Origin of the sequence: Alteribacillus bidgolensis, from assembly GCF_002886255.1 — a bacterium.
Classification (GTDB): domain Bacteria; phylum Bacillota; class Bacilli; order Bacillales; family Marinococcaceae; genus Alteribacillus; species Alteribacillus bidgolensis.
The window spans coordinates 108,859-133,083 of sequence record NZ_KZ614149.1 but is presented as its reverse complement, the minus strand read 5'-3'; the positions used below and the strand labels follow the sequence as shown (position 1 = coordinate 133,083).

Here is a 24,225-nt window from a genome sequence, read left to right as displayed (position 1 = left end):
AACATCACACGTAATTATACCATAATCTTTATTTTAAGTTATTTGTATTATTTATTATCCGATACGAAAAAATTTATATTTTATATTTGGTGTCCAAGCAGTGGAATCTTCATATTTCCAATACCTTGCTCTGCTGTTTTCTGTTTGAGCATTAACCAGTGGTTCATTATTGCCATCAAATCCTGTCACTATTGTACTGTGCTGCCAATTTCCATCCCCATTGAAATCATAGCAGATAACATCACCAAGTCCTAAATCTTTTATATCCTCTGCTTCTACAGCTGTCAAGCCACTGGTGGATCCGCTCAAATACCAGCGGAATGAATGAGCAACAGCCCAGCTATAACTCCAATTACTTTTCCCATACCACCATCCCCTCCCTCTATTAGGCATCCCGCGCATAGGTGCCTTTCCAGCACGCAAACATTGCGAAATAAAATTCGTACAATTATTGGTGAATTTTTTATACTCGGGATTATAATCATTCCACCAACGTTCCGCATATTGTACAGCTGCCCGGCGATCGTACTCAAATGATCTTTTATCTTCTTCTTCTTCATTTGTCGTGTTCCATTCCGGTTCGACTGGAGATTCTTCATGGATCAATTGATCTATAATAATATTACCATCATGTGTTTTGGCAAACCGTTTTAGCAAATGTTCTTCTAAGTGATACTTCTCGCCAATCTTATATAGTCTGGTGTAGAAAAGCTGATATGTTATATTTTCTTGTTTACCACTCTTTTGAACCCTGTAAGGGTGAACGGAAGCATTCATTTTAAGCAGGGCAGCCCCTCTTGTTTGTAATGATTGTCTAAAGCGATAAAGCATTTCAATCTCTTGTGGTGCGAGTTTTTTGGGTCTAGTCTGTACGTTTCCTAATTGAAAGTTTATCCATTCTTGTATATGAGAATATAGGGCTTTGTCCCAATTTCTTCTCATAAAACACCCTTCCTTTCCTTAGACACCGCTTTGTTTTTATCCTATTAATAAGAATCCTTATTAAGTACAAGTTTCAAAAATAAAAACGCTGCACCTCTTTGAATAGAAGTACAACGCATTACAATCATATAGTTCCCTATGAAGAGATTTTTTCTAATGCCCCTTCAACTTGCAACAAATACATTTTTTTGTCCAAACCCCCGCCATAACCGACCATGTTTCCGTTGCTGCCTATAACCCGATGACAAGGAAGAAAAATAGGAAGTGGATTTTTATTATTAGCCGAACCAATGGCTCGAACAGCTTTTGGAGCCCCAATATCTGCTGCTATTTGTTTATATGACCGGGTCTCGCCATACGGTATATGCTGTAGAGCTTCCCAGACTAATTTTTGAAAAGGGGTGCCATATAAATCTAGATGGAGATCAAAGATTTTCCTTTTATGAGTAAAATACTCTTCCAATTGAACCATTGCCTCATTTAATGCTGCTTTATCTTCTATGAGTTTTCCACATATATTTTGTTTTCGTATCCAAGCATTAATAATGGGCAGCATGTTTTTTGTTTCACCGAACTGTAAAGAGCAAATTCCGTTATCTGTTGCAGCTAATGTTAATGGGCCGATTGCACTGCTGTAATTAGCATAGTAAATAAACTTTCCTCCCGGCATAAACACCTTTCCTTTCTCCCCTAAGTCAACATAAAAAGGTCATTGTGGTGATATGAGAGTTTATAAAAGTGGATGGCCATAAACGTGTTGTATTTTATTTAGAGGATAACATTTGATCTTCCGCTATTTGATTAAGAGCATTCTCAATTTCTTTCAAAACTTCACCCTCTGTCTCGTATCCCTTCGCTTTTTCTAATAAAGTTATTGTTCTTTTCGTATTAATCTGACCAAGTGACCAAGCTGCAGTGCCTCGTATTACAGGTCTTGGATCATTGTTTAGCAATTGATCTAATGTCTCGATCGACTCTTCAGCTTTAAAGTGGCCAAGTGCAATAATAGCATTACGCTGAATCGGTTTTTTACCACGCCATGACCCTGCAAGACGTCCATACTTTTGTTTGAACTCTTTGTTACTTAATTCTAAAAGCGGGAGTAATTTCGGTTTTACAGTATCTGGATCAGGTTCAAACTCTTCTTGGTGATGAAAGTCCATTCCTTTATTTTCAGGACATACTTGCTGGCATGTATCACAACCGTATAATCGGTTACCTAGCTTTTTTCGGTATCTTTCTGGTAAAAAATCTTTCGTTTGTGTTAGATAAGCAATACATTTATTAGAGTCTAATTGCCCTCCCTGAACCAAAGCTCCAGTTGGACAAGCATCCACACATTTATTGCACGTACCGCACTGTTCTGTAATTGGGTTATCAGGAGGAAGCGAAATAGTCGTGACCATTTCCCCTAGGTATACATAAGAACCAAACTCTGGAGTGATAATGGCACAATTTTTACCGCTCCATCCTATACCAGCCCTTTCAGCAACAGCACGATCAGATAATTCCCCTGTATCTACCATTGATTGACATCTGGCCCCAGGAACAAGCTCCAACATGTATTCCTCTAATTTTTGGAGTCGGTCCTTTAGTACTCGGTGATAATCTTCCCCCCAGGATGCTCTGCAAAAAACTCCGCGTCTATCTCCCTTTGTACTTTTTGGCGGATTCTTCATCTTTGAAGGATAAGCTAGTGCGATAGCAACTATTGTCTTTGCTTCTGGAAGTAATTTGGCAGGTGTAACTCTTTTTTCAATGTCTTTTTCTTCAAAACCGGATTGATAATTTAATCGTTGTTGTTCATGCAGCCGATCTTTTAATGACAAAAATGGATCAGCTGACGCAAAACCAATCTTATCGATACCGATATCTTTACTATATGCCATAATCTTCTCTTTGAGCTGGGCCCCTGTCATGATTCCCCTCCTTTCTCATTTCTTATAAAATTATGGTACACTGCAAATAACAAGAGAACGTAAAGGGTGAGCATAATGCAGCTAATTTTATCTGAAGATTTATTGACGATGTTACCATCATGCAAGTTGGGTATTATTACTTATAAAAACATAGTTGTAGATGAATCTCCTAAAATGCTGAAAGGCAGATTAGAATTTTTTCAGGAAAAAATCCGTACAGATCTAAAGCAGCAATCTGTGTTAGATTATCCAGGCGTTCGTGAGTGGCACGATACGTTTAAAACAGCAGGAATAGATCCAAATCGTTACCGTCCTTCCCAAGAAGCATTATTTCGAAGGATAGAAAAAGGGAAAACTCTTCCGTTTATACATTCAGCAGCCGATTTGAATAACTTTTTTTCCTTGCAATACGAAATACCAATAGGAATCTATAACTTTGATACCTTAAGTGATTATATCAAAATTTGTATTGGAAAAGAAGGTGATTCCTTCGAAGGGTTAAATGGAAGAAAGAATAATATGAATGGGAAGATTTGTACGTTAGATAACGATGGAGTATTTGGCAGTCCTATTGTCGATTCTTTACGTACAAAAACAGATACGAACACTATTAATGCTGTACAAATTTTTTATTTAAAGTCTTCTATGAACGAAAGAGAAGCAAGGGAACTATTGCAAGCAGCTTCAAAAATGTTCACTCAACTTCATAGCGGAGAAGCAGATACGTATATTTTATGCAAAACAGAACAAGAAGCAAAAATAACTTAAATCAGTATAAAAAAACCGACTCGTTTACATTGGAGAAGTCGGTTTTTTTAATTTAACGGTTGTGCTTTTCTTTTAACAGCTCACGATCTCTTTTAAGGTTTGATTTAATTCTGAGTGATTAATCGCGTTTCTAATGATAAAATGCAATAGCAATGAAAAAATTATAAGACCAATTATATAGACAACGATACCCCATTTGATTCCCTTCCTCCATTTACAGCGTTTACATTTTTAGTTTTTTTCCAGTTTATATCTTTTTCTTTAAGAGTTAAATAGCACGTTTTGAATATTCACTACATACATAATCGAACAAAAATACATCAGTAAATATGAAGTACGAAGGTATCGAGCAGTCTTTAGCTTTTCAATATAGAAGTGTTTTTTTACTATTTTTGACTTTAGGAAAGTTTAACTTTGTTGAGGGAATAAATCATAAGTAAAGAAAAAAGCTTCCACCCTTTGGAGTTGAAGACAATCCTATTTCTTTCTAACGCTTAAAGAACAATCTCATTTTCCAAATGACATGACTATTCCTCTACAGCAGCAGTAATAAATTCCTTCAGCCGCTCTTTAAATTCCTGCGGTTCGGTATGATAAGCTTTTATGTGACCAGTATCAGGTACAATCCATAGCTCTTTGTCACCGCTGGCAGCTTCATAAATACGTAAAGCCATTTCTGTTGGAACGAGTTCATCATCTTCCCCGTGTATTATGAATAAGGGGCGTGTATTTTTTTGTACTTGCTCAATAGAGGATGCCTCCTTAAATGTGTATCCGTGCCTGAACTGTGTAATGAAACTAGCCACATCAAGCAGTGGAAAGGAAGGCAGGCCATAAAGATGTTTTAATTGATGTGTAAGTTCTTCCTTTACAGTCGTGTAACCGCTGTCTGCAATGATACCTTTCACTTCATCAGGAAGGTCTTCCCCACTTAACATTAGAACAAGAGATGCACCCATAGATTCTCCGTGTAAAAGTATTTCTTTTGCCTCGTGTTTTTCCATTAAAAGTTCTATCCACTGTTGAAAATCAAGACGGTCATGCCACCCGTATCCAATATAATCACCTTCGCTTTCACCATGACCGCGAGCGTCAGGCATTAATATTTCATAGCCCAAGCTATGATACAGTCCTGCAATATCTTGAATGCTCTCTTTCTGTTTTCTATAACCATGAGCAAGTAAGACAACCCTTCCGGTGTTAGACGTATTTTCAATAAAATCAGCTTTTAATATCAAATTATCAAAAGTGTTAATCGTAAGTGTTTGCATATTCTGGTTATTCAGCCAATCTGTATCCTGAAAAGTACTCTCACCAGCAGCAGGTTCCGATACTGTTTCCGCACCTCTATATAACTCCACTTCTACTCCTCGCTTCACGCTTTCGCTGTAAAGATAATGTCCTCCACAAAGTATAATCGTAAAAAAGATCACAACTAAACTTCCTGAGACAATGAGGATCCACTTTTTCATCCCTCTATCTCCCGTCATTTAAAAAATATGCGAATAAAAAATGGAGAGACCACACTTTGTTGAGTAAGTAGTTCTTTTTAACCTAAACCCTCAAATATTTTAGAGTATAAATCTAATGAAGTTAAAAGGTAAACTGTCTCAAACTCCACTCCATATCACATTATTGCTTTTCTTAATATGACAGTATCCTCACCCAAAGTATAGAAGTCTTGTAGTGTATAGTGTGATCAGCTTATCAAGGTAATAAGAAAACTCTTTGAAGAGACAGGCCGTTTTTATCATTGATGATCATTTGTAATAATTTATAGTAATGATATAGCAAAATGTTTATAAATTCAATTACTTTTCTGAATATTAAGATCCTTATATTGTTTGTTAAAGCTCTAAGAAAAAATATTAGCTTATGTTTTGTAAATTAGTGAGCGTTAAGGTGTGTGATAATTTAATTTTAAGGGAGAAGGTGTAATATAATAGAGCCACATGAATGCTTACGACTGCATTTCATTTTAAAACGTGAAAAAGCGATTTCCTAGTAGGAAAATCGCTTCAAACTATCATTATATTAACGTTTATTTCGCTAAGTATGGTAGCGGTGGTCGGGGTCGAACCGACACTCCAAAAGGAACACGATTTTGAGTCGCTTACAAACCCTTCGGTAAGGCTATTGCTATGCATACCGCCCATTTGTGCGCATATTTAACGGAATAGCAGCATACTACCGCCTTCCTATGCGTTCATTATAGGCGAAGAGCTACGATAATACAAGCGTTTCTGAACTATTTGCGCAAATTTGCAACGAACCGGACAACTACGCGCTCGTTAAAAGATAATTGCGTCAGAATTGCCGATTTAATAGATGCTAATAGAATCAATATAATAATATCCGTCGCTGGATCCTACTTGTTTGTATCGATAATCAATGGTCACGGTGTAATTACTTTTCACATGATTGATTAAATGATCATTTACAATATCCCCTTGAGATTCAGAATATCCCGTGAGGAGTGACACAGCCAACCCGGCCGGTATCGATACATGATATGATAGGGGGGTCGAAATTAATGTGGTTGCGATACCGTATTGGACTGATTTATTCGTATCTCGGGTGTTAAAGTAATTATTAATATCTATTAGTTGATCTCTTGAGATAGTGGTTGTTGTTGAAAAAGTTGTCCCTCCATAGTCATCTGTGGTTGATGGGTGAGCCCAAAACACTTCCTCTTGAGCGGAAGCACGATCAAGAGTGACTGTACTTATGGTTACGATTGCTAACACTGCTACCAACATCTTCACTACTAGACGTCGCATAGACTCTTCTCCTTTGTGGTAAATGATACTTCTCAGTGTAGAGGGTTTTGCCCACGATGGAAACACTGTTTGGTAAAGTCAGTAATAAATTACCATTATCTATTATTAATGAATTCTTTGAATTTTGTACATTGAATTGATTTTTCGTTACAATAGGAATTAAATGGAGAAAAGAAGAGATAATGAGAGGAGAGAGCAAAACTGCTATGAAAGAAATAGGTAAACGTTACATAGGGCTTCTATTAATGTGCATACTCATAATAGTATGTTTCTATATCTTTAATTGGCCATCATACGTTTTAGTAGTAGTAGCTGTAGGGGTTATCACAAATATTTTCATCACTGAAATGAAACATCATAGCTGAAGTTTCCGAGGGAAAAAATGCCCTAACTTTGCAGCGACTACGTCACCTCCTCGTATACAAAAAAAGGCGGCAAGGCCGTTAAGCCCGCCGATTAAGTCAGAGTCCGTTAAATTTACGTTTTGAGCCGCGACCGAGTGACTCTTCGATTCTATTCGCCAGCTCGTCACCTATGCGTTTAATGTCCGGACGCGAACGTACGTCTCCGAACGTGTTTCCGCTGATGGTTACGTTGATTGAACCGCCGCCGGACTTGCCTTCGCCTCTTCCGCAGATAATACCTGCTCATTCTTGTGCAAGGTCGCCTGATAACCGTCATAGGGAACGAATTCTAAGCCGTGGTAATGCGATCCTCCGCCAGTTACCGCGTTCCACACGTTACCTCCGATTTCGGCCACTTTTCCGACTGCTTTCGGTAAAGAGAAGTTAGATAACGCTTCCTTGAAGTCATCCCATTTCGATTTTGCGTTGTCAATGAATTCGAGCAACGGCGAAAAGAAATCGGATACTGCGGTCTTGGCGTTATCCATTGCGTCTCCTATTTTCTCTTTGACGCTGTCCCATATTTCTTTCATTTTACCCCATATATCGTCCCACTTCTGCCTTTAACCAGCTCCATAATTCGCCGGCCTTTTCTTTGACCGTATCCCAGTTTTGCCAAAGCAGAATACCTATCGCAATTAGTCCGCGATTAGTCCAATAATAAGTCCGATAGGATTCGCCATCATAGCGAGGTTGAGTCCAATTTGTGTGCCTCGTACTGCGAGAAGCACCGCCCTAAACGTTCTAAACGCTGCGGCTACGGTATTTACGACTTGCAGGGCTAATAATGCCCCTCGCAATATAATAAAGGCAGCGCCTACTCGTATCGCCGTATCCCGTATTTGCGGCCAATTGTCTCGAATAGCGCCAGCAAACTCTTTCGCCTTATCGATTACCTCTGATATTTTCACTGCGGCTGTTTCCGCAAAGTCCTGGAATTTCTCTTTCCATTCCGGCAAGTTTTCCCGAATGTAATCGGATAGGTCCGCCGTGCCCTCTTTTAGGTCGCCCATATGCTCGGAAGCGAGTTCGTAAAGCAGCTCGCCTAACGGTTGCAGCGCGATACTAGCTCCGTTCATAACTTCGCTAAAATTGTCGCCAAAGGTCGTCGACTCTAACGCAGCCTCGTCTAATGCTCCGGCCATACCGTCTGCACCGTCCGCCCAAGCGTCAGTTACCCATAGTCCTTCTTTTCAACGGATCTATTAGGAAGAATATCGAGAGGAGCTCTGGTGTCTCCATCCGCAATGACTACTTGATACTTCCCTTCATTCGTATCCCCTTTATATTCATCGATCGCAATCACCGGCGGCAGGCTCTTCACTTCCTTTAACGTTGGGGCCGACATCGAATCAAAACACCGAATCACGGTAGCAGAGGATATACGTAATTGACCTGCCGTATCTTTGAAATTTTTTCCTTGAATGACACGCAGACCAAGGGCTTGATTCCATTCCCTGGAGTGGCGTTGATACCGCTGGACGATAGGATTGCGTTCCGCAAAGCGTTTGCCGCAGGAGCACACATAACGACGCCTTCGAAAAATAAATAAGACGTTCGTTCAAATACTTTAAGGTGCTGGATTTTTTGGATACGGTAATCATGGACTCGGCTTGTTCTTTCCCCGCATGCTGGACACCGATGGGATTTACGAGGTATCTCCACGTGGAGATAAAATGCCTCCCCTCTCTCTTCCGTTTTGGTAACCACTACGTCTTCTAATCCAGGCCACTTCATGTTAAAATGCATCTACACGCAACTCCAATCTTTTTCTTGTTTCTTGGACAATTCAAGTGTAAAGGATTTTGGAGCTTGCGTATTTTTTTATGTCTAAATTTTTTTCATGCCCCAACAAATATAATAGAGCCAAAAAAAAAACTCCTACGTATACCGTAGAAGCCTTGCTGTTAGAGTTAAACTTGGTAGCGGTGGTCGGGGTCGAACCGACACTCCAAAAGGAACACGATTTTGAGTCGTGCGCGTCTGCCAATTCCGCCACACCGCCAAAAATGGTGCCGAGGGCCGGACTCGAACCGGCACGGTTGTACACCAACCGCAGGATTTTAAGTCCTGTGTGTCTGCCAATTCCACCACCCCGGCAGTTAACTATTTAAATGTGTGGAGGCGGCACCCGGATTCGAACCGGGGAATAAGGGTTTTGCAGACCCGTGCCTTACCACTTGGCTATGCCGCCATGTGCATATTATACCATATGAAGAACATGCACATTAAGTGATAATTGGAGCGGAAGACGGGATTCGAACCCGCGACCCCCACCTTGGCAAGGTGGTGTTCTACCACTGAACTACTTCCGCACTCTTTGGCTGGGCTAGCTGGATTCGAACCAGCGCATCACGGAATCAAAATCCGTTGCCTTACCGCTTGGCTATAGCCCATTATTGTAGATGGGGCGATTGGTGGGGATTGAACCCACGAGTGCCGGAGCCACAATCCGGTGCGTTAACCACTTCGCCACAACCGCCATTTTTTAATGGCAGGGGTAGTAGGAATCGAACCCACATTGGCGGTTTTGGAGACCGCTGTTCTACCATTGAACTATACCCCTAAAAATGGTGGAGGGGGACGGATTCGAACCGCCGAACCCAGAGGGAGCAGATTTACAGTCTGCCGCGTTTGGCCAACTTCGCTACCCCTCCAATGGTGCCGGCCAGAGGACTTGAACCCCCAACCTACTGATTACAAGTCAGTTGCTCTACCAATTGAGCTAGACCGGCATGGTGGCTCGAGACGGAATCGAACCGCCGACACGAGGATTTTCAGTCCACTGCTCTACCGACTGAGCTATCGAGCCAATAAATTTTGTGTGTTATATGGCGGGCCTGACGGGAATCGAACCCGCGATCTCCTGCGTGACAGGCAGGCATGTTAACCGCTACACCACAGGCCCATTTTTGAATAATAATCTGCGAATCTCTTCGTCAGCTGCTGTCGTTCAGTCAGTTACGTACTTTTGTACGCTCCTTCCTTCTCTCCTTTGCTTCCTCGACCTTCTTGATTATTATTCAAAAAGATGATTAGATCAAAGGTGAATCTCTTTGTCAGCTGTTCTCATTATATTAGGACATAGTTATTGCTGTTAGATTAAATTGGTTGCGGGGGAAGGATTTGAACCTTCGACCTCCGGGTTATGAGCCCGACGAGCTACCAGACTGCTCTACCCCGCGATATTCCGATTTTAAGTGGTGGAGGATGACAGGATCGAACTGCCGACCCCCTGCTTGTAAGGCAGGTGCTCTCCCAGCTGAGCTAATCCTCCGATGTATATGGTGACCCGTAGGGGATTCGAACCCCTGTTACCGCCGTGAAAGGGCGGTGTCTTAACCACTTGACCAACGGGCCTTTCTTCATTATGTATATGTTATGGCGGAGAGCGAGGGATTCGAACCCTCGAGACGGTTCTACACCGCCTACACGATTTCCAATCGTGCTCCTTCGGCCAACTCGGACAGCTCTCCGGGTGGCTCCACAGGCAGGATTCGAACCTGCGACCGATCGGTTAACAGCCGATAGCTCTACCACTGAGCTACTGTGGAATGTTTTAATGATTTATTCACTCACATTAAATAAATATACCATGATTTCAGTTGAATGTCTAGTATTTTTTATTTTAAAATTTCTGCCTGGCAGCGTCCTACTTTCACAAAGGGTTGCCCCTTCATTATCATCGGCGCTGAAGAGCTTAACTTCCGTGTTCGGCATGGGAACGGGTGGAACCTCTTCGCTATCGCCACCAGACTTTGGATGGAATCGTTTGATCATCGTCATAGGAGACAACATCTCAACGATCCTTTTCTTGATAGGGAATTGCTCCCTCAAAACTGCACAACGAAATACATGAGCCGCTCTACGAGGCGCTTACCTTTGTTTTGGATAAGCCCTCGACCGATTAGTATCTGTCAGCTCCACGTGTCACCACGCTTCCACCTCAGACCTATCAACCTTGTCATCTGCAAGGGGTCTTACTAGCTTGGCGCTATGGGAAATCTCATCTTGAGGGGGGCTTCATGCTTAGATGCTTTCAGCACTTATCCCGTCCACACGTAGCTACCCAGCCATGCTCCTGGCGGAACAACTGGTACACCAGCGGTGTGTCCATCCCGGTCCTCTCGTACTAAGGACAGCTCCTCTCAAATTTCCTGCGCCCGCGACGGATAGGGACCGAACTGTCTCACGACGTTCTGAACCCAGCTCGCGTGCCGCTTTAATGGGCGAACAGCCCAACCCTTGGGACCTACTTCAGCCCCAGGATGCGACGAGCCGACATCGAGGTGCCAAACCTCCCCGTCGATGTGGACTCTTGGGGGAGATAAGCCTGTTATCCCCAGGGTAGCTTTTATCCGTTGAGCGACGGCCCTTCCATACGGTACCGCCGGATCACTAAGCCCGACTTTCGTCCCTGCTCGACTTGTAGGTCTCGCAGTCAAGCTCCCTTTTGCCTTTGCACTCTGCGAATGATTTCCAACCATTCTGAGGGAACCTTTGGGCGCCTCCGTTACTGTTTGGGAGGCGACCGCCCCAGTCAAACTGCCTACCTGACACTGTCCCTGGACCGGGTTACGGTCCGAGGTTAGAATTTCCGTACAGCGAGGGTAGTATCCCACCGACGCCTTCACCGAACCTGGCGGTCCGGTTTCCAAGGCTCCTACCTATCCTGTACAAGCTGTACCAAAATCCAATATCAAGCTGCAGTAAAGCTCCATGGGGTCTTTCCGTCCTGTCGCGGGTAACCTGCATCTTCACAGGTATTATAATTTCACCGGGTCTCTCGTTGAGACAGTGCCCAAGTCGTTGCACCTTTCGTGCGGGTCGGAACTTACCCGACAAGGAATTTCGCTACCTTAGGACCGTTATAGTTACGGCCGCCGTTTACTGGGGCTTCAATTCGGAGCTTCTCCCAAAAGGGATAACCCCTCCTCTTAACCTTCCAGCACCGGGCAGGTGTCAGCCCCTATACTTCGCCTTGCGGCTTCGCAGAGACCTGTGTTTTTGATAAACAGTCGCTTGGGCCTATTCACTGCGGCTCTCCAAGGCTATTCACCCTAGAGAGCACCCCTTCTCCCGAAGTTACGGGGTCATTTTGCCGAGTTCCTTAACGAGAGTTCTCCCGAGCGTCTTAGAATTCTCATCCCACCTACCTGTGTCGGTTTGCGGTACGGGCACCTCTTCCCTTGCTAGAGGCTTTTCTTGGCAGTGTAGGATCAGGAACTTCGGTACTATTATTTCCCTCGCCATCACCGCTTCGCCTAATGATGAACGGATTTGCCTGTTCATCGGCCTTACGGTTTGGACGCGCTATTCCAGCAGCGCGCTTACCCTACCTTCCTGCGTCCCCCCGTCACTCAAACGGGAAGGAGGTGGTACAGGAATTTCAACCTGTTTTCCATCGCCTACGCCTTTCGGCCTCGGCTTAGGGCCCGACTAACCCTGAGCGGACGAACCTTCCTCAGGAAACCTTGGGTTTTCGACGGAAGGGATTCTCACCCTTCTTTTCGTTACTCATACCGGCATTCTCACTTCAAAGCGCTCCACCGGTCCTCACGATCCGGCTTCTCCGCCCTTTGAACGCTCCCCTACCACGCACACCCGATGGTGTGCATCCACAGCTTCGGTGATACGTTTAGCCCCGGTACATTTTCGGCGCAGAGTCACTCGACTAGTGAGCTATTACGCACTCTTTCAATGATGGCTGCTTCTAAGCCAACATCCTAGTTGTCTAAGCAACTCCACATCCTTTTCCACTTAACGTATACTTAGGGACCTTAGCTGGTGGTCTGGGCTGTTTCCCTCTCGACTACGGATCTTAGCACTCGCAGTCTGACTCCCGGATAACAAGTCGCTGGCATTCGGAGTTTGACTGAATTCGGTAATCCTGTAGGGACCCCTAGTCCAATCAGTGCTCTACCTCCAGGACTCTTTTATCCGAGGCTAGCCCTAAAGCTATTTCGGGGAGAACCAGCTATCTCCGAGTTCGATTGGCATTTCACCACTACCCACACCTCATCCCCGCAATTTTCAACTTGCGTGGGTTCGGGCCTCCAGCAGGTGTTACCCTGCCTTCACCCTGGACATGGGTAGATCACACGGTTTCGGGTCTGCGACCGCATACTGTACGCCCTGTTCAGACTCGCTTTCGCTTCGGCTCCGCGTCTTCCGCTTAACCTTGCATACGATCGCAACTCGCCGGTTCATTATACAAAAGGCACGCCGTCACCCATAAACGGGCTTCGACTACTTGTAGGCACACGGTTTCAGGATCTCTTTCACTCCCCTTCCGGGGTGCTTTTCACCTTTCCCTCACGGTACTGGTTCGCTATCGGTCACTAGGGAGTATTTAGCCTTGGGAGATGGTCCTCCCGGATTCCGGCGGGGTTTCCCGTGCCCCGCCGTACTCAGGATCCACTCCGGAGGAAACAGCGTTTCGACTACCGGGCTCTTACCGTGTCTCGCGGGCCGTTCCAGGCCGCTTCGCCTACGCTGTTTCTTGGTAACTCCGATGGAGTGTCCTACAACCCCAGGGTGCAAGCACCCTGGTTTGGGCTGATTCCGTTTCGCTCGCCGCTACTCAGGAAATCGCATTTGCTTTCTCTTCCTCCGGGTACTAAGATGTTTCAGTTCCCCGGGTCTGCCTTCTCACACCCTATAGATTCAGGTGCGGATACCATCCCATTATGGATGGTGGGTTTCCCCATTCGGATATCCCCGGATCAAAGCTTACTTACAGCTCCACGGGGCGTTTCGCCGTTCGTCGCGTCCTTCTTCGGCTCCTAGTGCCAAGGCATTCACCGTGCGCCCTTTCTAGCTTAACCTTACAAAGGTAGTTGTATCATTCTAAAACACGCCTCGAAAGTCTCACAATCATGGTCATGTACTGACCACCTTGATGAAACTCCGGTGTATTCTTTGGCTCTTGCATTCGTTATCCAGTTTTCAAGGAACAACGGACAGGATGTCCTGCCTTCGGCGTTGTCACAGGACGTGACGTACTTAGCCGAAGATCATTCATTGAGAGTTCTCCTCTCAAAATTGAATGAAAGTCACAGCGTCCGCTCCCTGGATCATGAGATCCAGCGGAGCTCGACTCGGAAAATACTCCGTAGAAAGGAGGTGATCCATCCCCACCTTCCGGTAGGGATACCTTGTTACGACTTCACCCCAATCACCTGCCCCACCTTCGGCGGCTGGCTCCCATAGGGTTACCTCACCGACTTCGGGTGTTGCAAGCTCTCGTGGTGTGACGGGCGGTGTGTACAAGGCCCGGGAACGTATTCACCGCGGCATGCTGATCCGCGATTACTAGCGATTCCGGCTTCATGCAGGCGAGTTGCAGCCTGCAATCCGAACTGAGAATGGCTTTTTGAGATTCGCTTCACCTCGCGGCTTCGCGTCCCTCTGTACCATCCATTGTAGCACGTGTGTAGCCCAGGTCATAAGGGGCATGATGATTTGACGTCATCCCCACCTTCCTCCGGTTTGTCACCGGCAGTCACCCTAGAGTGCCCAACTGAATGCTGGCAACTAAGGTTAAGGGTTGCGCTCGTTGCGGGACTTAACCCAACATCTCACGACACGAGCTGACGACAACCATGCACCACCTGTCATTCTGTCCCCCGAAGGGGAACCTTCCATCTCTGGAAGTGGCAGAAGATGTCAAGACCTGGTAAGGTTCTTCGCGTTGCGTCGAATTAAACCACATGCTCCACCGCTTGTGCGGGCCCCCGTCAATTCCTTTGAGTTTCAACCTTGCGGTCGTACTCCCCAGGCGGAGTGCTTAATGCGTTTGCTGCGGCACTAAGGGCGTCGAAACCCCTAACACCTAGCACTCAACGTTTACGGCGTGGACTACCAGGGTATCTAATCCTGTTCGCTCCCCACGCTTTCGCGCCTCAGCGTCAGTTACAGGCCAGAGAGCCGCCTTCGCCACTGGTGTTCCTCCACATCTCTACGCATTTCACCGCTACACGTGGAATTCCGCTCTCCTCTCCTGTACTCAAGTTCCCCAGTTTCCAATGACCCTCCACGGTTGAGCCGTGGGCTTTCACATCAGACTTAGGAAACCGCCTGCGCGCCCTTTACGCCCAATAATTCCGGACAACGCTTGCCCCCTACGTATTACCGCGGCTGCTGGCACGTAGTTAGCCGGGGCTTTCTGATCGGGTACCGTCAAGGTACCGGCCTATTCGACCGGTACTTGTTCTTCCCAGATAACAGAGCTTTACGATCCGAAAACCTTCTTCACTCACGCGGCGTTGCACCGTCAGGCTTTCGCCCATTGCGGATGATTCCCTACTGCTGCCTCCCGTAGGAGTCTGGGCCGTGTCTCAGTCCCAGTGTGGCCGATCACCCTCTCAGGTCGGCTACGCATCGTTGCCTTGGTAAGCTCTTACCTCACCAACTAGCTAATGCGCCGCGGGCCCATCTTGCAGTGTAAGGAACAAGTCCCTACTTTTACAATCAAATCATGCGATTTGGCTGATCATCCGGTATTAGCCCCGGTTTCCCGGGGTTATCCCAGTCTGCAAGGCAGGTTGCCCACGTGTTACTCACCCGTCCGCCGCTCGTTCCACATGCGTCACCCCGAAGGGATCTGCCTGCTTCCCGCGCTCGACTTGCATGTATTAGGCACGCCGCCAGCGTTCGTCCTGAGCCAGGATCAAACTCTCCAATAAATTGGTTCGTCTGATACAAGCTGTATCTTACATAACAATTAAAGAAATTAACAGACGCTTGACTTTCATTCAATTTTCAAAGGACAACTTTGTCCGCCTCAATTGGCGACTTTTATAATTTAACATCTCTCTCAAATCGTGTCAATAACTTTTTTTAAACATTTTGTTAAAACGTTTTAATTTGATGTGTATTGCCTCTGTGTGAATAGCGACAATGAATAATTTATCACCTAAATAGAAAACAGTCAACACTTTATTCTAATTTTTTATAATAAATTTTTATAAAACATATTTATAATGAAATACGCCTGATGTCTTTGACGGTTCTTTTACTTTTTTGACCTGGCCATTTTCCACTAAATACTGAAGTAAAATTTCAAGGTCAATGACATAGTCATTTACTTCAGGGGACTTTGCCAACTCAGTATAGCTCCAGCCATCATTCTTTCCATCATTCTTTTTTTCCATGATCGAAGCAAGATGAGCTTTTCCAATATGTATTTTTGAACGTATAGCAAATTCTATTGCAATCATTAAAAGTTCAAGTCTTTTTTCTATTCCTTCGTCACCTACAATTAGTTCATGGTAAAGTTTATAAGTTTCTGGATCTACTTCTCTTACTTGTCTCCATAGAGTGACTTCTGGATATAAACCTTCTTCAATAATAGACAACCTTGCTAAGTGATGAAGTGCATGTAATATATGATTAAACGCGTCTAAGTAATGATGAAGATGAAATAAAGCTTTTCCATCTTCAAACCTTCGAATTAATTTTGCAAACTCATTTCCGGTTTTTCGCAGACGATCTTCTGCCGGAAACTCACTCAAACGTAATTTCAAATTAGTGATATATTCATTTTTATTAAAAAGGATTTTACCTCTAAAAAGCCAGTCTATCATTTTTCTATTCGTACCAGATAGAATCCAGTAAAATAGTTCATCTTCTGTGACAACGTGTAACGCCGCTTCTATCCCAGAACAATTATAATGTTTAACTTTCGCAGCACTCGTTTCTTCGCAGATAATTATAATAACAGCGTCAAAAAAATCAGTAAAAGGTTCTTGGCCAAATACTTTTTCGACTAATAAAACACCTTTGGTTAATGGATCACTAGCACGCTCTTGGTACAAATGGCGTAAAAGCCCTTCCATTCCTTTCTCCCCTTTCATTTCTATCGATTTCTCGCCTTTGCCGCGTACAGAATAATAAAATTATTATAGCTATTTATGGAAAATATGTTCGACAAACCTATTAAAAACCCTTTTTCTTTTAAATCATTTCTTGATCGAAGTGTATGGTGCGTAAATAGAAGTTTTTTGCTATACTTTTGAGTCAGGAGGGTAATAAATGACTGCAAAAGCAACCAACAAAATAAATCGAATAAGAACATTTGCATTGTCTTTGGTATTCATTGGAATTTTCGTTATGTATGTTGGCATCTTTTTTCGTTCTTCTCCTGTAATCATGACTATAACTATGCTGCTTGGATTTATTTTTGTACTTTCAAGCAGTGCGGTATATTTCTGGATTGGCATGATTTCAACGAACACTGTGAAAGTTGAGTGTCCTAATTGCGGCAAAGTGACAAAAATACTAGGACGAGTGGACGCTTGTATGTACTGTGATGAACCGTTAACAATGGATAAGAATCTTGAAGGGAAAGAATTTGACCAAAAATATAATCGCAAAATTAAAGAACATTAGAAACTCGGCTTCTCGCCTAAAGGAAAGGACCTACAAACAATACATCCTGTACGTTGAGTCCTTATTGATTACTGATAAAACCCTATACTTTTTAACAATATAGAAAAGGCTGTCTCCAAAACAATTTTTAGAGACAGCCTTTTCTATATTGTTAGATGATTTTAGAATTAATGCTTTGAAATATTTTTACACTCCGGGCAACTTCCGTACACTTCCATTCGATGGTTGTTCACTTGAAAACCTGTTACATGTTCTGCAAGAGTTTCCACTTCGTCTAATCCAGGATAATGAAAGTCGACAATTTTACCGCAATCAGAACAAATCACATGATAGTGGTCTGTCGTCACACAATCGAAACGACTGGAAGAATCTCCATAAGTTAGTTCTTTTACAATCCCGACTTCTTTAAATACACGAAGATTATTATAAACTGTTGCAACGCTCATATTTGGGAATTTCCCTTCGAGGGCCTTATATATTTCATCTGCCGTCGGATGGCTCATCGAATCAAATAAAAATTCCAAAATGGCATGACGTTGCGGGGTCATGCGAACCTTTGTTTTCTTTAAAGCATCAACTGCTTCTTGAAATTGTTCGTTCGCCATCGTCATGCACCTCTCTTTCCTTATAAAACAATTCTTACATTATAATTCTTATAATTTATTTTATCTGATTAGAATGAGCGTTGTCAATAAAGGCGTTTCCATTAAAATGTTATGAAGATGATTTAGCAAACAGCATAGCATCTTCAGCAGCTAAGATAAAAGAAGTATACCGGTTTGAGGTTTCAGATCGTTTACGCTTCTTCTTTTCATATGATATGCAGACTTCTTTTAAATCTTGCTTTAATTGTTCAATTTTCTCACTATGAACACCAAATAAGAAAGTGGTGTTACCTTTTTTTAAAAAACCGCCGCTGCTTGATAGCTCCGTCATTTGATATCCTTTTTTCTGCATTTGCTTTTCGACTTCTGTCGTATAAAAATCGTTGACGATACAGACCATTAACTTCATTTTAGATTCCCCCTCATGTTTTTTTGCATTTTTGCACAGCATTTATTTCCCCATATTAATAGCCGCGTTTTACGTCTATCTGATTTATAAAACGATTGTCTCCTTTCCGATAAATCTTTAAATTTTGCTTAAAAATATCCATTGCACGCGGAAGGTAATAACTTGAAATGCCTGAAATGTGAGGAGTGACGGTTACGTTATCCATCTCCCAAAACGGATGATCTTCTGGTAATGGTTCCTGGTCAAACACATCTAATATGGCATGAGCAATTTCACCATTATGTAAGGCATTTATAAGTGCTTCTTCATTAAGTGTTTGTCCCCTGCCTATATTTATAAAAACAGCGTCTTTTTTCATTGTTTTAAATGCCTTTTGGCTAATAAAATGGTGTGTTTCTCGAGTAGCAGGAAGGACAGAAACGACGTAATCAACTTTTTTTAGTAGAAAGTCTAAATTATTTTTCGTCACAGTTTTATCAATATAATCAACCTGTAATCCATTCTTATTTAAACCGATTGTTTGGAGGCCGAAAGCTTTTGATAGCCTGGCTATCTCTTGTCCGATTGCTCCGGCTCCCAAAACTCCAATCGATTGCTGATTAATTTCTGTCATCTCCACTTTTCGATTCCAATGTTTCATTCTTTCCTGTTCTTTTAAAACATCCGATTTTCTAGCATACTGAAGGATCATAGACATGGTATATTCAGCCATTGGTTTTTTATGAATTCCTTTAGCGTTCGTTACTAAAATTCCTTTGTCATGAATAGCCTCAAAAGGCATTAAATCCATCCCAGCCGATATAATCATTATCCATTTTAACGTTTTTGCTTCTTCAATGTCTTGTGCGGTTAAATCCTCACCGAGTGTAATTAAAATTTCTGCGTCTTTTAAGTAAGGTTTTGCTTCGTCTATACTTGAGCAAAACTTAAAGCTTTCCTTTGTAAAATTAGTTTCTAATTCCTTTCGTAAATCAGCTGTCAGCATTGAAGTAGAAAGTATGGACACTATAAGTCTGCCCCTTTTTTATAAATTTTCTTTGATGTAATTCAGCGCTTCTTTCACATGATCCTTTACTTTGACTTTCCTCCATTCCTTAACCAGCTTTCCACCTTTATCAATAATAAAAGTAGATCGTACGATTCCCATGTATTCTTTCCCGAAATTTTTCTTTAACTGCCATACATCATATGCTGCTGCCACTTTTTTATCTTCATCAGCAAGCAGTAAAAACGGTAACCCGTGTTTATCAATAAATTTTTGATGTTTTTTGATTGGGTCAGGGCTTACACCAAGAATAACTGTATTTGTCCCCTCAAATTCTTCAACATAATCCCGAAAGTCACAAGCTTCAGTAGTGCAGCCAGGAGTCATGTCTTTTGGATAAAAATAAAGCACAATGTTTTGACCTCTATAATCAGAAAGACTAACTTCCTCCCCATTACTGGCCTGCAGAGTAAAATCAGGTGCTTTGTTTCCAATTGTTACAGACATTTTTTTCATCCTTTCTATATTATTATGTATATATAAGCGTACCTTCATTTTATCTATTTAACAAATAAACTGAATATATCTTTTATCTACCATCAAAATTATGCTTAAATGGTACAATGAAAAAGGATTTTTCAAAGGAGGAGCTTAAATTGGAAAAAACTCATTCAGAAGCATTATATAAAGAAGCGTGTGAACATATTGTTGGAGGAGTTAATAGTCCTTCACGCTCTTTTAAAGGTGTGGGCGGCGGAACGCCTATATTTATGGAAAAAGGAGAGGGAGCATACTTTTACGACGTGGACGGGAATAAATACATAGATTATTTAGGAGCTTACGGTCCTATAATAACCGGCCATGCTCATCCCCACATCACCCGTGCAATTACGAATGCAGCCCATAATGGAACTTTATATGGAACCCCTACAAAACTTGAAAGCCAATTTGCTATGATGTTAAAAAACTCGATTCCTTCTTTAGAAAAAGTGCGTTTTGTTAATTCAGGAACAGAAGCAGTTATGACAACGATCCGCGTGGCGAGAGCTTACACTGGCCGTACTAAAGTGATTAAATTTGCAGGCTGTTACCATGGCCATTCTGATCTTGTTTTAGTAGCTGCTGGCTCAGGCCCATCAACGCTTGGATCTCCTGATTCTGCCGGGGTGACAAAAAATATTGCAGAGGAAGTTATCACCGTTCCATTTAATGATCCCGAAAACTTAAAAAAAGCCTTAGATAAATGGGGTAATGAAGTAGCAGCCGTTTTAGTTGAGCCGATTGTAGGCAATTTTGGAATTGTCGAACCAGTTCCTGGATTTTTAGAGACTGTTAATCAGCTGGCTCATAATGCAGGGTCACTGGTTATTTACGATGAAGTGATTACAGCTTTTCGATTTATGTATGGGGGAGCGCAAAATTTGCTAGGTGTAACCCCTGATATGACAGCTATGGGAAAAATCATCGGAGGCGGCCTGCCTATTGGAGCTTATGGAGGAAGAATCGATATTATGGAAAACGTAGCTCCTCTTGGACCAGCTTATCAAGCAGGTACGATGTCAGGGAACCCAGCTTCCATCAGCGCTGGGATTGCTTGCTTAGAAGTCCTGCAAGAAGAGGGAGTATATGAAAAATTAGATTACTTAGGTTCTCGTTTAGAAGACGGTTTAAATAACATTATTAAAAATCATACGGTTCCAGCTACTGTCAATCGCTTAAAAGGCGCTTTAACTCTTTACTTTACTTCACAAAAAGTACAAAACTATGATGATGCAGATAACAGTAACGATGTACTCTTTAGCAAGTTTTTCAAAAAAATGTTAAATCAGGGAATCAATTTAGCTCCATCAAAATACGAAGCCTGGTTTATCACTACGGCTCATGAGGAAAAAGACATTGAAGAAACGCTAAAAGCAGCAGAAAAAGCGTTTGATGAAATAGAAAAAGAACAGTGAAGTTTTTTATGGATACTCATTTCCTTTCGTGGAAATATAAAGAAACAGTAATCGACCTTGCATGTAAATGACATCAAAAACCTGTCGGATTCTACCGCTGGGAAAGAAAGGAATCGAACGTTTTCATGAAACTCGGGGCAAGAATTTTCAAAACTGGCCTTTCCATTGTTTTAGCTATGTATGCTGCTGCGTGGGCAGGCCTTGAACCCTCGTTTTTCGCGGCAATTTCAGCTACTTTTGCAATACAACCCTCTATTTTTAAAACGTACCAAACTATACTCGAACAGATTCAAGCAAATGTTATCGGTGCTGCTATCGCTATTTTATTTGCAGTAACGTTCGGTCACGATCCAGTTATCATAGGAACAGCAGTTATACTTGCTATTGTAATTATTTTAAGATTAAAGCTTGAATCATCTGCTATATCGCTAGCTCTCGTTACAATTATAATTATTATGGGCAACCCGCAAGAAGGATTTTTATTTTTTGCATTTGAACGATTTTCATTAATAATGCTTGGGGTTTTTGCAGCATTTATTGTTAACCTTATATTTTTACCCCCGAAACACGAAACAAAATTATATTATAAAATTTCTGATCTTACAGAAGAAGTCATCCGCTGGATCAGACTTATTACTAGACATGAGACAAACCAGCAATCACTTAAAAAAGATATCCCGCTAATAAATGAATCGATCATTAAATTAGACAATTTGTTCCTGCTTTATAAAGAAGAGCGTAATTATTTTCTTAAAAACAAATTAAGCAAAGGACGCAAACTCGTTGTTTTTAAACAAATGATTGTAACGTTAAAAAAATCATTTGTCATTCTTAAAACGTTTGATCGTTATGAAAATGAAATTCAACATATGCCAGACCGCATGCAGAAATTAATTAAACAACAGCTAGATTACCTGACTGATTACCACGATAGAATTTTGCTTCGATATGTAGGAAAAGTAAATATACACTTAACTGAAGAGATGGCCGAAGAAGTGGATGAAGGAAGAGAGTCTTTAACAGATTTATTTATGGATTTATATGATCATAAAGAAATTGATCGTGAAGAATGGCTTCACATTCTTCCTGTGGTATCTCACATTATTGAATACAATGAGCAGCTAGAACATTTAGACACTCTGGTAGAAAGCTTTTTCAGCTATCATAAATCTGATAATAACGTAGATATCGAAAAAAGAACAGAGTAATAAACTCGTTATTAGAAGCACTTGCTGTCTATGTATTGGCGGATATTGTCTTATGCTTTTAAGTTATATATAAAGGAGGCAGTCGATTAAATTCACACTGCCTCCTTATTCAACCTAAACGTTTTGTACTTCAAACAGCTTCCGATAAGAACCTTCATGCTGCATTAATTGAGAGTGATTACCTGATTCAACAACTGTACCATTTTCTATTACAATAATCCGGTCGGCGTGCGTGATCGTTGAAAGTCGGTGAGCCACAATAAATGTTGTTCTATTTTTAGCCAGGTTTTGCATTGCTTCTTGGATAAGATGCTCACTTTCCAAATCTAGAGCCGAGGTAGCCTCGTCAAAAATCAAAATCGGCGGATTTTTTAAAAATACCCTGGCAATTGCAATTCTTTGTTTTTGACCTCCAGACAATTTCACTCCGCGCTCTCCTACCGGGGTGTCATAACCATTTGGCAGTTCATTGATAAACCCATCTGCGTTTGCTGCTTTGGCTGCTTCCACTACTTCTTGATGGGTTGCATGAGGGTTGCCCATTAATATATTCATTTTTACAGAATCACTAAATAAAATATTATCTTGCAGAACCATCCCAATTTTGTCTCTAAGGGTTCGTACTTCATAATCACGAATATCTATTCCATCTAGTTTTACCGCACCAGAACTGACATCGTAAAACCTTGGAATAAGACTGACTAATGTACTTTTCCCGCCACCGCTCATCCCAACCAAAGCAATTGTTTCTCCAGCTGTTACGGATAGATCAATATTCTTTAATACTATTTCACTATCTTCTTCATATTGAAATGTAACATTGTTAAATTCTATAGCTCCGCTTGTATGCTCAAGCGGGATAGCAGTATTTTTATCCTGGATATCGTATTTTTCATCTACAAATTCAAAAACACGATCCATTGAAGCTATGGATTGCGTTAATGTTGTCGAAGAATTGACCAACCTTCTTAATGGGTTGTACAAACGCTCCATGTATGAAACAAATGCTACCATCTCACCGACCTCAAGCCCTGATGTTAACACAAAGTAACCTGCAGCTAGTATAACAATTAATGGAGCAATGTCAGTAATTGTATTTACAACGGCGAAAGTCTTTGCATTCCATTTTGTATGATCAATCGCTTTATTAAGAAAATGAATGTTTCTTTTTCCAAATTGCTCTTGCTCATATTCTTCTAGCGCAAAGCTTCGAATTACATTCATCCCTTGAACCCGTTCATGCAAGTGGCCTTGTACATCTGCTAATGCTTGTGAGCGGACTTTAGTTAAATCACGCAGTCTCGAGTAAAAATATTTGATCGAAAAAACATACAAAGGAAATAATGCAAGCGCAACTAATGTTAACCAGCTATTGATCGTTAACATAATTATTACTGCGATAACAATCGTTACCATATCAAGCCAAATGTTCATTAAACCAGTGATAACGAAATTTTTTGTTTGTTCGACATCATGTATTACCCGGGAAATGATCTCGCCGGCTTTTCGATTAGAATAAAACCGCAAGCTTAATTTTTGAATATGAGCAAACAATTGATCTCTTATGTCATATAAAACCTTGCTGCCTGTCCATTGAGCAAAATATTGCCGATAATATTCAATCGGGGGTCTTAAAACAAGAAAAGCTAGAATTGTCCCTCCAACAAGCCAAAATAACGTATTTAATTTTTCATCGGTTGCTATCGTTTCTGCTAGAATTATGTCGTCTATGACATAGGCTAAGATCAGTGGAGTTAAAAGCGGAATTCCAAATTTTAATACTCCAATGATAATCGTAATAAAAATAACTTTTTTATACGGCTTTACAAATTGCAAATATCTTTTAATACTACCCATT

17 protein-coding genes, 16 tRNA genes, 3 rRNA genes and 1 pseudogene are annotated in these 24,225 nt (G+C 41.9%); 4 read left to right on the top strand and 33 right to left on the bottom strand.

Translation table 11 applies throughout. From position 1 onward, the window contains the following. Positions 1 to 54: 54 nt before the first annotated feature. From CEF16_RS00770 to queG, 3 genes are all read right to left on the bottom strand, one after another. Entirely contained in the window at positions 55 to 942 is an 888-nt protein-coding gene (locus CEF16_RS00770; RefSeq protein ID WP_245917729.1) for an amidase domain-containing protein, read from the bottom strand. 136 nt (positions 943 to 1,078) lie between these two features. After that, entirely contained in the window at positions 1,079 to 1,612 is a 534-nt protein-coding gene (locus tag CEF16_RS00765; protein WP_091586997.1) for a methylated-DNA--[protein]-cysteine S-methyltransferase, read from the bottom strand. Between the two features lie 94 nt (positions 1,613 to 1,706). Then, positions 1,707 to 2,861, bottom strand: coding sequence for a tRNA epoxyqueuosine(34) reductase QueG (gene queG, locus CEF16_RS00760; protein WP_091586865.1), 1,155 nt, complete (start codon positions 2,859 to 2,861; stop codon positions 1,707 to 1,709). A gap of 75 nt (positions 2,862 to 2,936) precedes the next feature. On the opposite strand from queG, the gene CEF16_RS00755 reads away from it, so the two are divergent. After that, positions 2,937 to 3,629, top strand: coding sequence for a B3/B4 domain-containing protein (locus tag CEF16_RS00755; protein ID WP_091586864.1), 693 nt, complete (start codon positions 2,937 to 2,939; stop codon positions 3,627 to 3,629). Positions 3,630 to 4,156: 527 nt separating this feature from the next. On the opposite strand, the gene CEF16_RS00750 is transcribed toward CEF16_RS00755, so the two are convergent. The 25 genes and pseudogenes from CEF16_RS00750 to CEF16_RS00625 all read right to left on the bottom strand — a co-directional run bounded on the left by CEF16_RS00750 (position 4,157) and on the right by CEF16_RS00625 (position 16,652). Further along, positions 4,157 to 5,101 carry an alpha/beta hydrolase gene (locus CEF16_RS00750; protein WP_091586863.1) on the bottom strand — a complete coding sequence of 315 codons (945 nt, stop codon included), beginning with the start codon at positions 5,099 to 5,101 and terminating at the stop codon, positions 4,157 to 4,159. 849 nt (positions 5,102 to 5,950) lie between these two features. Beyond that, positions 5,951 to 6,409 carry a hypothetical protein gene (locus CEF16_RS00745; protein WP_091586862.1) on the bottom strand — a complete coding sequence of 153 codons (459 nt, stop codon included), beginning with the start codon at positions 6,407 to 6,409 and terminating at the stop codon, positions 5,951 to 5,953. A 589-nt stretch (positions 6,410 to 6,998) separates the two neighbouring features. Then, the gene (locus CEF16_RS00735) at positions 6,999 to 7,346 is read right to left on the bottom strand and encodes a hypothetical protein (RefSeq protein WP_091586860.1); all 348 of its coding nucleotides are present in this window, start codon (positions 7,344 to 7,346) and stop codon (positions 6,999 to 7,001) included. A 105-nt stretch (positions 7,347 to 7,451) separates the two neighbouring features. Then, on the bottom strand, positions 7,452 to 7,826 hold the full coding sequence (locus CEF16_RS00730; RefSeq protein WP_139185993.1) for a YtxH domain-containing protein: 375 nt from the start codon (positions 7,824 to 7,826) through the stop codon (positions 7,452 to 7,454). A 167-nt stretch (positions 7,827 to 7,993) separates the two neighbouring features. After that, positions 7,994 to 8,562, bottom strand: a pseudogene (locus tag CEF16_RS00725) (transposase family protein); the annotation flags it as partial. A 171-nt stretch (positions 8,563 to 8,733) separates the two neighbouring features. Further along, a tRNA-Leu gene (locus CEF16_RS00720) sits at positions 8,734 to 8,818 on the bottom strand. A gap of 5 nt (positions 8,819 to 8,823) precedes the next feature. Continuing rightward, positions 8,824 to 8,913 (bottom strand) — tRNA-Leu (locus CEF16_RS00715). Positions 8,914 to 8,932: 19 nt separating this feature from the next. After that, a tRNA-Cys gene (locus CEF16_RS00710) sits at positions 8,933 to 9,007 on the bottom strand. Positions 9,008 to 9,053: 46 nt separating this feature from the next. Continuing rightward, positions 9,054 to 9,128 (bottom strand) — tRNA-Gly (locus tag CEF16_RS00705). A gap of 6 nt (positions 9,129 to 9,134) precedes the next feature. Further along, positions 9,135 to 9,209, bottom strand: a tRNA-Gln gene (locus CEF16_RS00700). A 10-nt stretch (positions 9,210 to 9,219) separates the two neighbouring features. Beyond that, positions 9,220 to 9,295 (bottom strand) — tRNA-His (locus tag CEF16_RS00695). Positions 9,296 to 9,305: 10 nt separating this feature from the next. Then, positions 9,306 to 9,379: transfer RNA gene (locus CEF16_RS00690), tRNA-Trp, on the bottom strand. Positions 9,380 to 9,384: 5 nt separating this feature from the next. After that, a tRNA-Tyr gene (locus tag CEF16_RS00685) sits at positions 9,385 to 9,470 on the bottom strand. A gap of 2 nt (positions 9,471 to 9,472) precedes the next feature. Continuing rightward, a tRNA-Thr gene (locus tag CEF16_RS00680) sits at positions 9,473 to 9,548 on the bottom strand. 1 nt (position 9,549) lies between these two features. After that, positions 9,550 to 9,625: transfer RNA gene (locus CEF16_RS00675), tRNA-Phe, on the bottom strand. A 20-nt stretch (positions 9,626 to 9,645) separates the two neighbouring features. After that, positions 9,646 to 9,721 (bottom strand) — tRNA-Asp (locus tag CEF16_RS00670). Positions 9,722 to 9,921: 200 nt separating this feature from the next. Next, a tRNA-Met gene (locus CEF16_RS00665) sits at positions 9,922 to 9,998 on the bottom strand. Between the two features lie 16 nt (positions 9,999 to 10,014). After that, positions 10,015 to 10,090, bottom strand: a tRNA-Val gene (locus CEF16_RS00660). A gap of 8 nt (positions 10,091 to 10,098) precedes the next feature. Continuing rightward, positions 10,099 to 10,173 (bottom strand) — tRNA-Glu (locus CEF16_RS00655). A 22-nt stretch (positions 10,174 to 10,195) separates the two neighbouring features. Next, positions 10,196 to 10,289: transfer RNA gene (locus CEF16_RS00650), tRNA-Ser, on the bottom strand. A gap of 3 nt (positions 10,290 to 10,292) precedes the next feature. Next, positions 10,293 to 10,367: transfer RNA gene (locus CEF16_RS00645), tRNA-Asn, on the bottom strand. A gap of 85 nt (positions 10,368 to 10,452) precedes the next feature. Continuing rightward, positions 10,453 to 10,569, bottom strand: a 5S ribosomal RNA gene (gene rrf / locus CEF16_RS00640). Positions 10,570 to 10,700: 131 nt separating this feature from the next. Beyond that, a 23S ribosomal RNA gene (locus CEF16_RS00635) occupies positions 10,701 to 13,640 on the bottom strand. A gap of 291 nt (positions 13,641 to 13,931) precedes the next feature. Then, a 16S ribosomal RNA gene (locus CEF16_RS00630) occupies positions 13,932 to 15,500 on the bottom strand. The 16S, 23S and 5S rRNA genes sit together here with 16 tRNA genes alongside, the layout of an rRNA operon. 279 nt (positions 15,501 to 15,779) lie before the next feature. Next, a complete protein-coding gene (locus tag CEF16_RS00625) occupies positions 15,780 to 16,652 on the bottom strand; it encodes a nucleotidyltransferase-like protein (protein ID WP_091586241.1) in 873 nt (290 codons plus the stop codon). A 196-nt stretch (positions 16,653 to 16,848) separates the two neighbouring features. Here CEF16_RS00625 and CEF16_RS00620 point away from each other — a divergent pair, with 196 nt between their 5' ends. Next, complete coding sequence (locus tag CEF16_RS00620) at positions 16,849 to 17,205, top strand: YgzB family protein (protein ID WP_091586239.1); 357 nt, start codon at positions 16,849 to 16,851, stop codon at positions 17,203 to 17,205. A gap of 167 nt (positions 17,206 to 17,372) precedes the next feature. Here the strand turns inward: CEF16_RS00620 and perR are convergent, their stop codons facing one another. From perR to bcp, 4 genes are all read right to left on the bottom strand, one after another. Continuing rightward, complete coding sequence (gene perR, locus CEF16_RS00615) at positions 17,373 to 17,810, bottom strand: peroxide-responsive transcriptional repressor PerR (protein ID WP_091586236.1); 438 nt, start codon at positions 17,808 to 17,810, stop codon at positions 17,373 to 17,375. Positions 17,811 to 17,919: 109 nt separating this feature from the next. Beyond that, positions 17,920 to 18,219, bottom strand: a complete 300-nt coding sequence (locus CEF16_RS00610; RefSeq protein WP_091586233.1) for a cyclic-di-AMP receptor — start codon at positions 18,217 to 18,219, stop codon at positions 17,920 to 17,922. Positions 18,220 to 18,274: 55 nt separating this feature from the next. Further along, positions 18,275 to 19,225: a D-2-hydroxyacid dehydrogenase gene (locus tag CEF16_RS00605; RefSeq protein WP_091586230.1), complete on the bottom strand. Its 951-nt coding sequence runs from the start codon at positions 19,223 to 19,225 to the stop codon at positions 18,275 to 18,277. Between the two features lie 18 nt (positions 19,226 to 19,243). Further along, entirely contained in the window at positions 19,244 to 19,711 is a 468-nt protein-coding gene (gene bcp / locus CEF16_RS00600) for a thioredoxin-dependent thiol peroxidase (RefSeq protein ID WP_091586227.1), read from the bottom strand. Positions 19,712 to 19,860: 149 nt separating this feature from the next. Here bcp and CEF16_RS00595 point away from each other — a divergent pair, with 149 nt between their 5' ends. Both CEF16_RS00595 and CEF16_RS00590 read left to right on the top strand, forming a co-directional pair. Further along, entirely contained in the window at positions 19,861 to 21,159 is a 1,299-nt protein-coding gene (locus CEF16_RS00595) for a glutamate-1-semialdehyde 2,1-aminomutase (RefSeq protein WP_091586224.1), read from the top strand. A 125-nt stretch (positions 21,160 to 21,284) separates the two neighbouring features. Beyond that, positions 21,285 to 22,367, top strand: a complete 1,083-nt coding sequence (locus tag CEF16_RS00590) for an FUSC family protein (RefSeq protein WP_091586220.1) — start codon at positions 21,285 to 21,287, stop codon at positions 22,365 to 22,367. A 114-nt stretch (positions 22,368 to 22,481) separates the two neighbouring features. On the opposite strand, the gene CEF16_RS00585 is transcribed toward CEF16_RS00590, so the two are convergent. Then, positions 22,482 to 24,224, bottom strand: a complete 1,743-nt coding sequence (locus tag CEF16_RS00585) for an ABC transporter ATP-binding protein (protein WP_091586216.1) — start codon at positions 24,222 to 24,224, stop codon at positions 22,482 to 22,484. Between the last annotated feature and the right edge of the window lies 1 nt (position 24,225).

Excerpts from the sequence above, each read along its gene's own strand:
- CEF16_RS00620 (WP_091586239.1), top strand. The coding sequence starts at position 16,849 with ATGACTGCAAAAGCAACCAACAAAATAAATCGAATAAGAACATTTGCA.
- CEF16_RS00735 (WP_091586860.1), bottom strand. The coding sequence starts at position 7,346 with ATGAAAGAAATATGGGACAGCGTCAAAGAGAAAATAGGAGACGCAATG.
- CEF16_RS00755 (WP_091586864.1), top strand. The coding sequence starts at position 2,937 with ATGCAGCTAATTTTATCTGAAGATTTATTGACGATGTTACCATCATGC.
- CEF16_RS00770 (WP_245917729.1), bottom strand. The coding sequence starts at position 942 with ATGAGAAGAAATTGGGACAAAGCCCTATATTCTCATATACAAGAATGG.
- perR (WP_091586236.1), bottom strand. The coding sequence starts at position 17,810 with ATGGCGAACGAACAATTTCAAGAAGCAGTTGATGCTTTAAAGAAAACA.
- CEF16_RS00590 (WP_091586220.1), top strand. The coding sequence starts at position 21,285 with ATGAAACTCGGGGCAAGAATTTTCAAAACTGGCCTTTCCATTGTTTTA.
- CEF16_RS00730 (WP_139185993.1), bottom strand. The coding sequence starts at position 7,826 with ATGGGCGACCTAAAAGAGGGCACGGCGGACCTATCCGATTACATTCGG.
- CEF16_RS00610 (WP_091586233.1), bottom strand. The coding sequence starts at position 18,219 with ATGAAGTTAATGGTCTGTATCGTCAACGATTTTTATACGACAGAAGTC.
- CEF16_RS00765 (WP_091586997.1), bottom strand. The coding sequence starts at position 1,612 with ATGCCGGGAGGAAAGTTTATTTACTATGCTAATTACAGCAGTGCAATC.
- queG (WP_091586865.1), bottom strand. The coding sequence starts at position 2,861 with ATGACAGGGGCCCAGCTCAAAGAGAAGATTATGGCATATAGTAAAGAT.
- bcp (WP_091586227.1), bottom strand. The coding sequence starts at position 19,711 with ATGTCTGTAACAATTGGAAACAAAGCACCTGATTTTACTCTGCAGGCC.
- CEF16_RS00750 (WP_091586863.1), bottom strand. The coding sequence starts at position 5,101 with ATGAAAAAGTGGATCCTCATTGTCTCAGGAAGTTTAGTTGTGATCTTT.
- CEF16_RS00745 (WP_091586862.1), bottom strand. The coding sequence starts at position 6,409 with ATGCGACGTCTAGTAGTGAAGATGTTGGTAGCAGTGTTAGCAATCGTA.
- CEF16_RS00625 (WP_091586241.1), bottom strand. The coding sequence starts at position 16,652 with ATGGAAGGGCTTTTACGCCATTTGTACCAAGAGCGTGCTAGTGATCCA.
- CEF16_RS00585 (WP_091586216.1), bottom strand. The coding sequence starts at position 24,224 with ATGGGTAGTATTAAAAGATATTTGCAATTTGTAAAGCCGTATAAAAAA.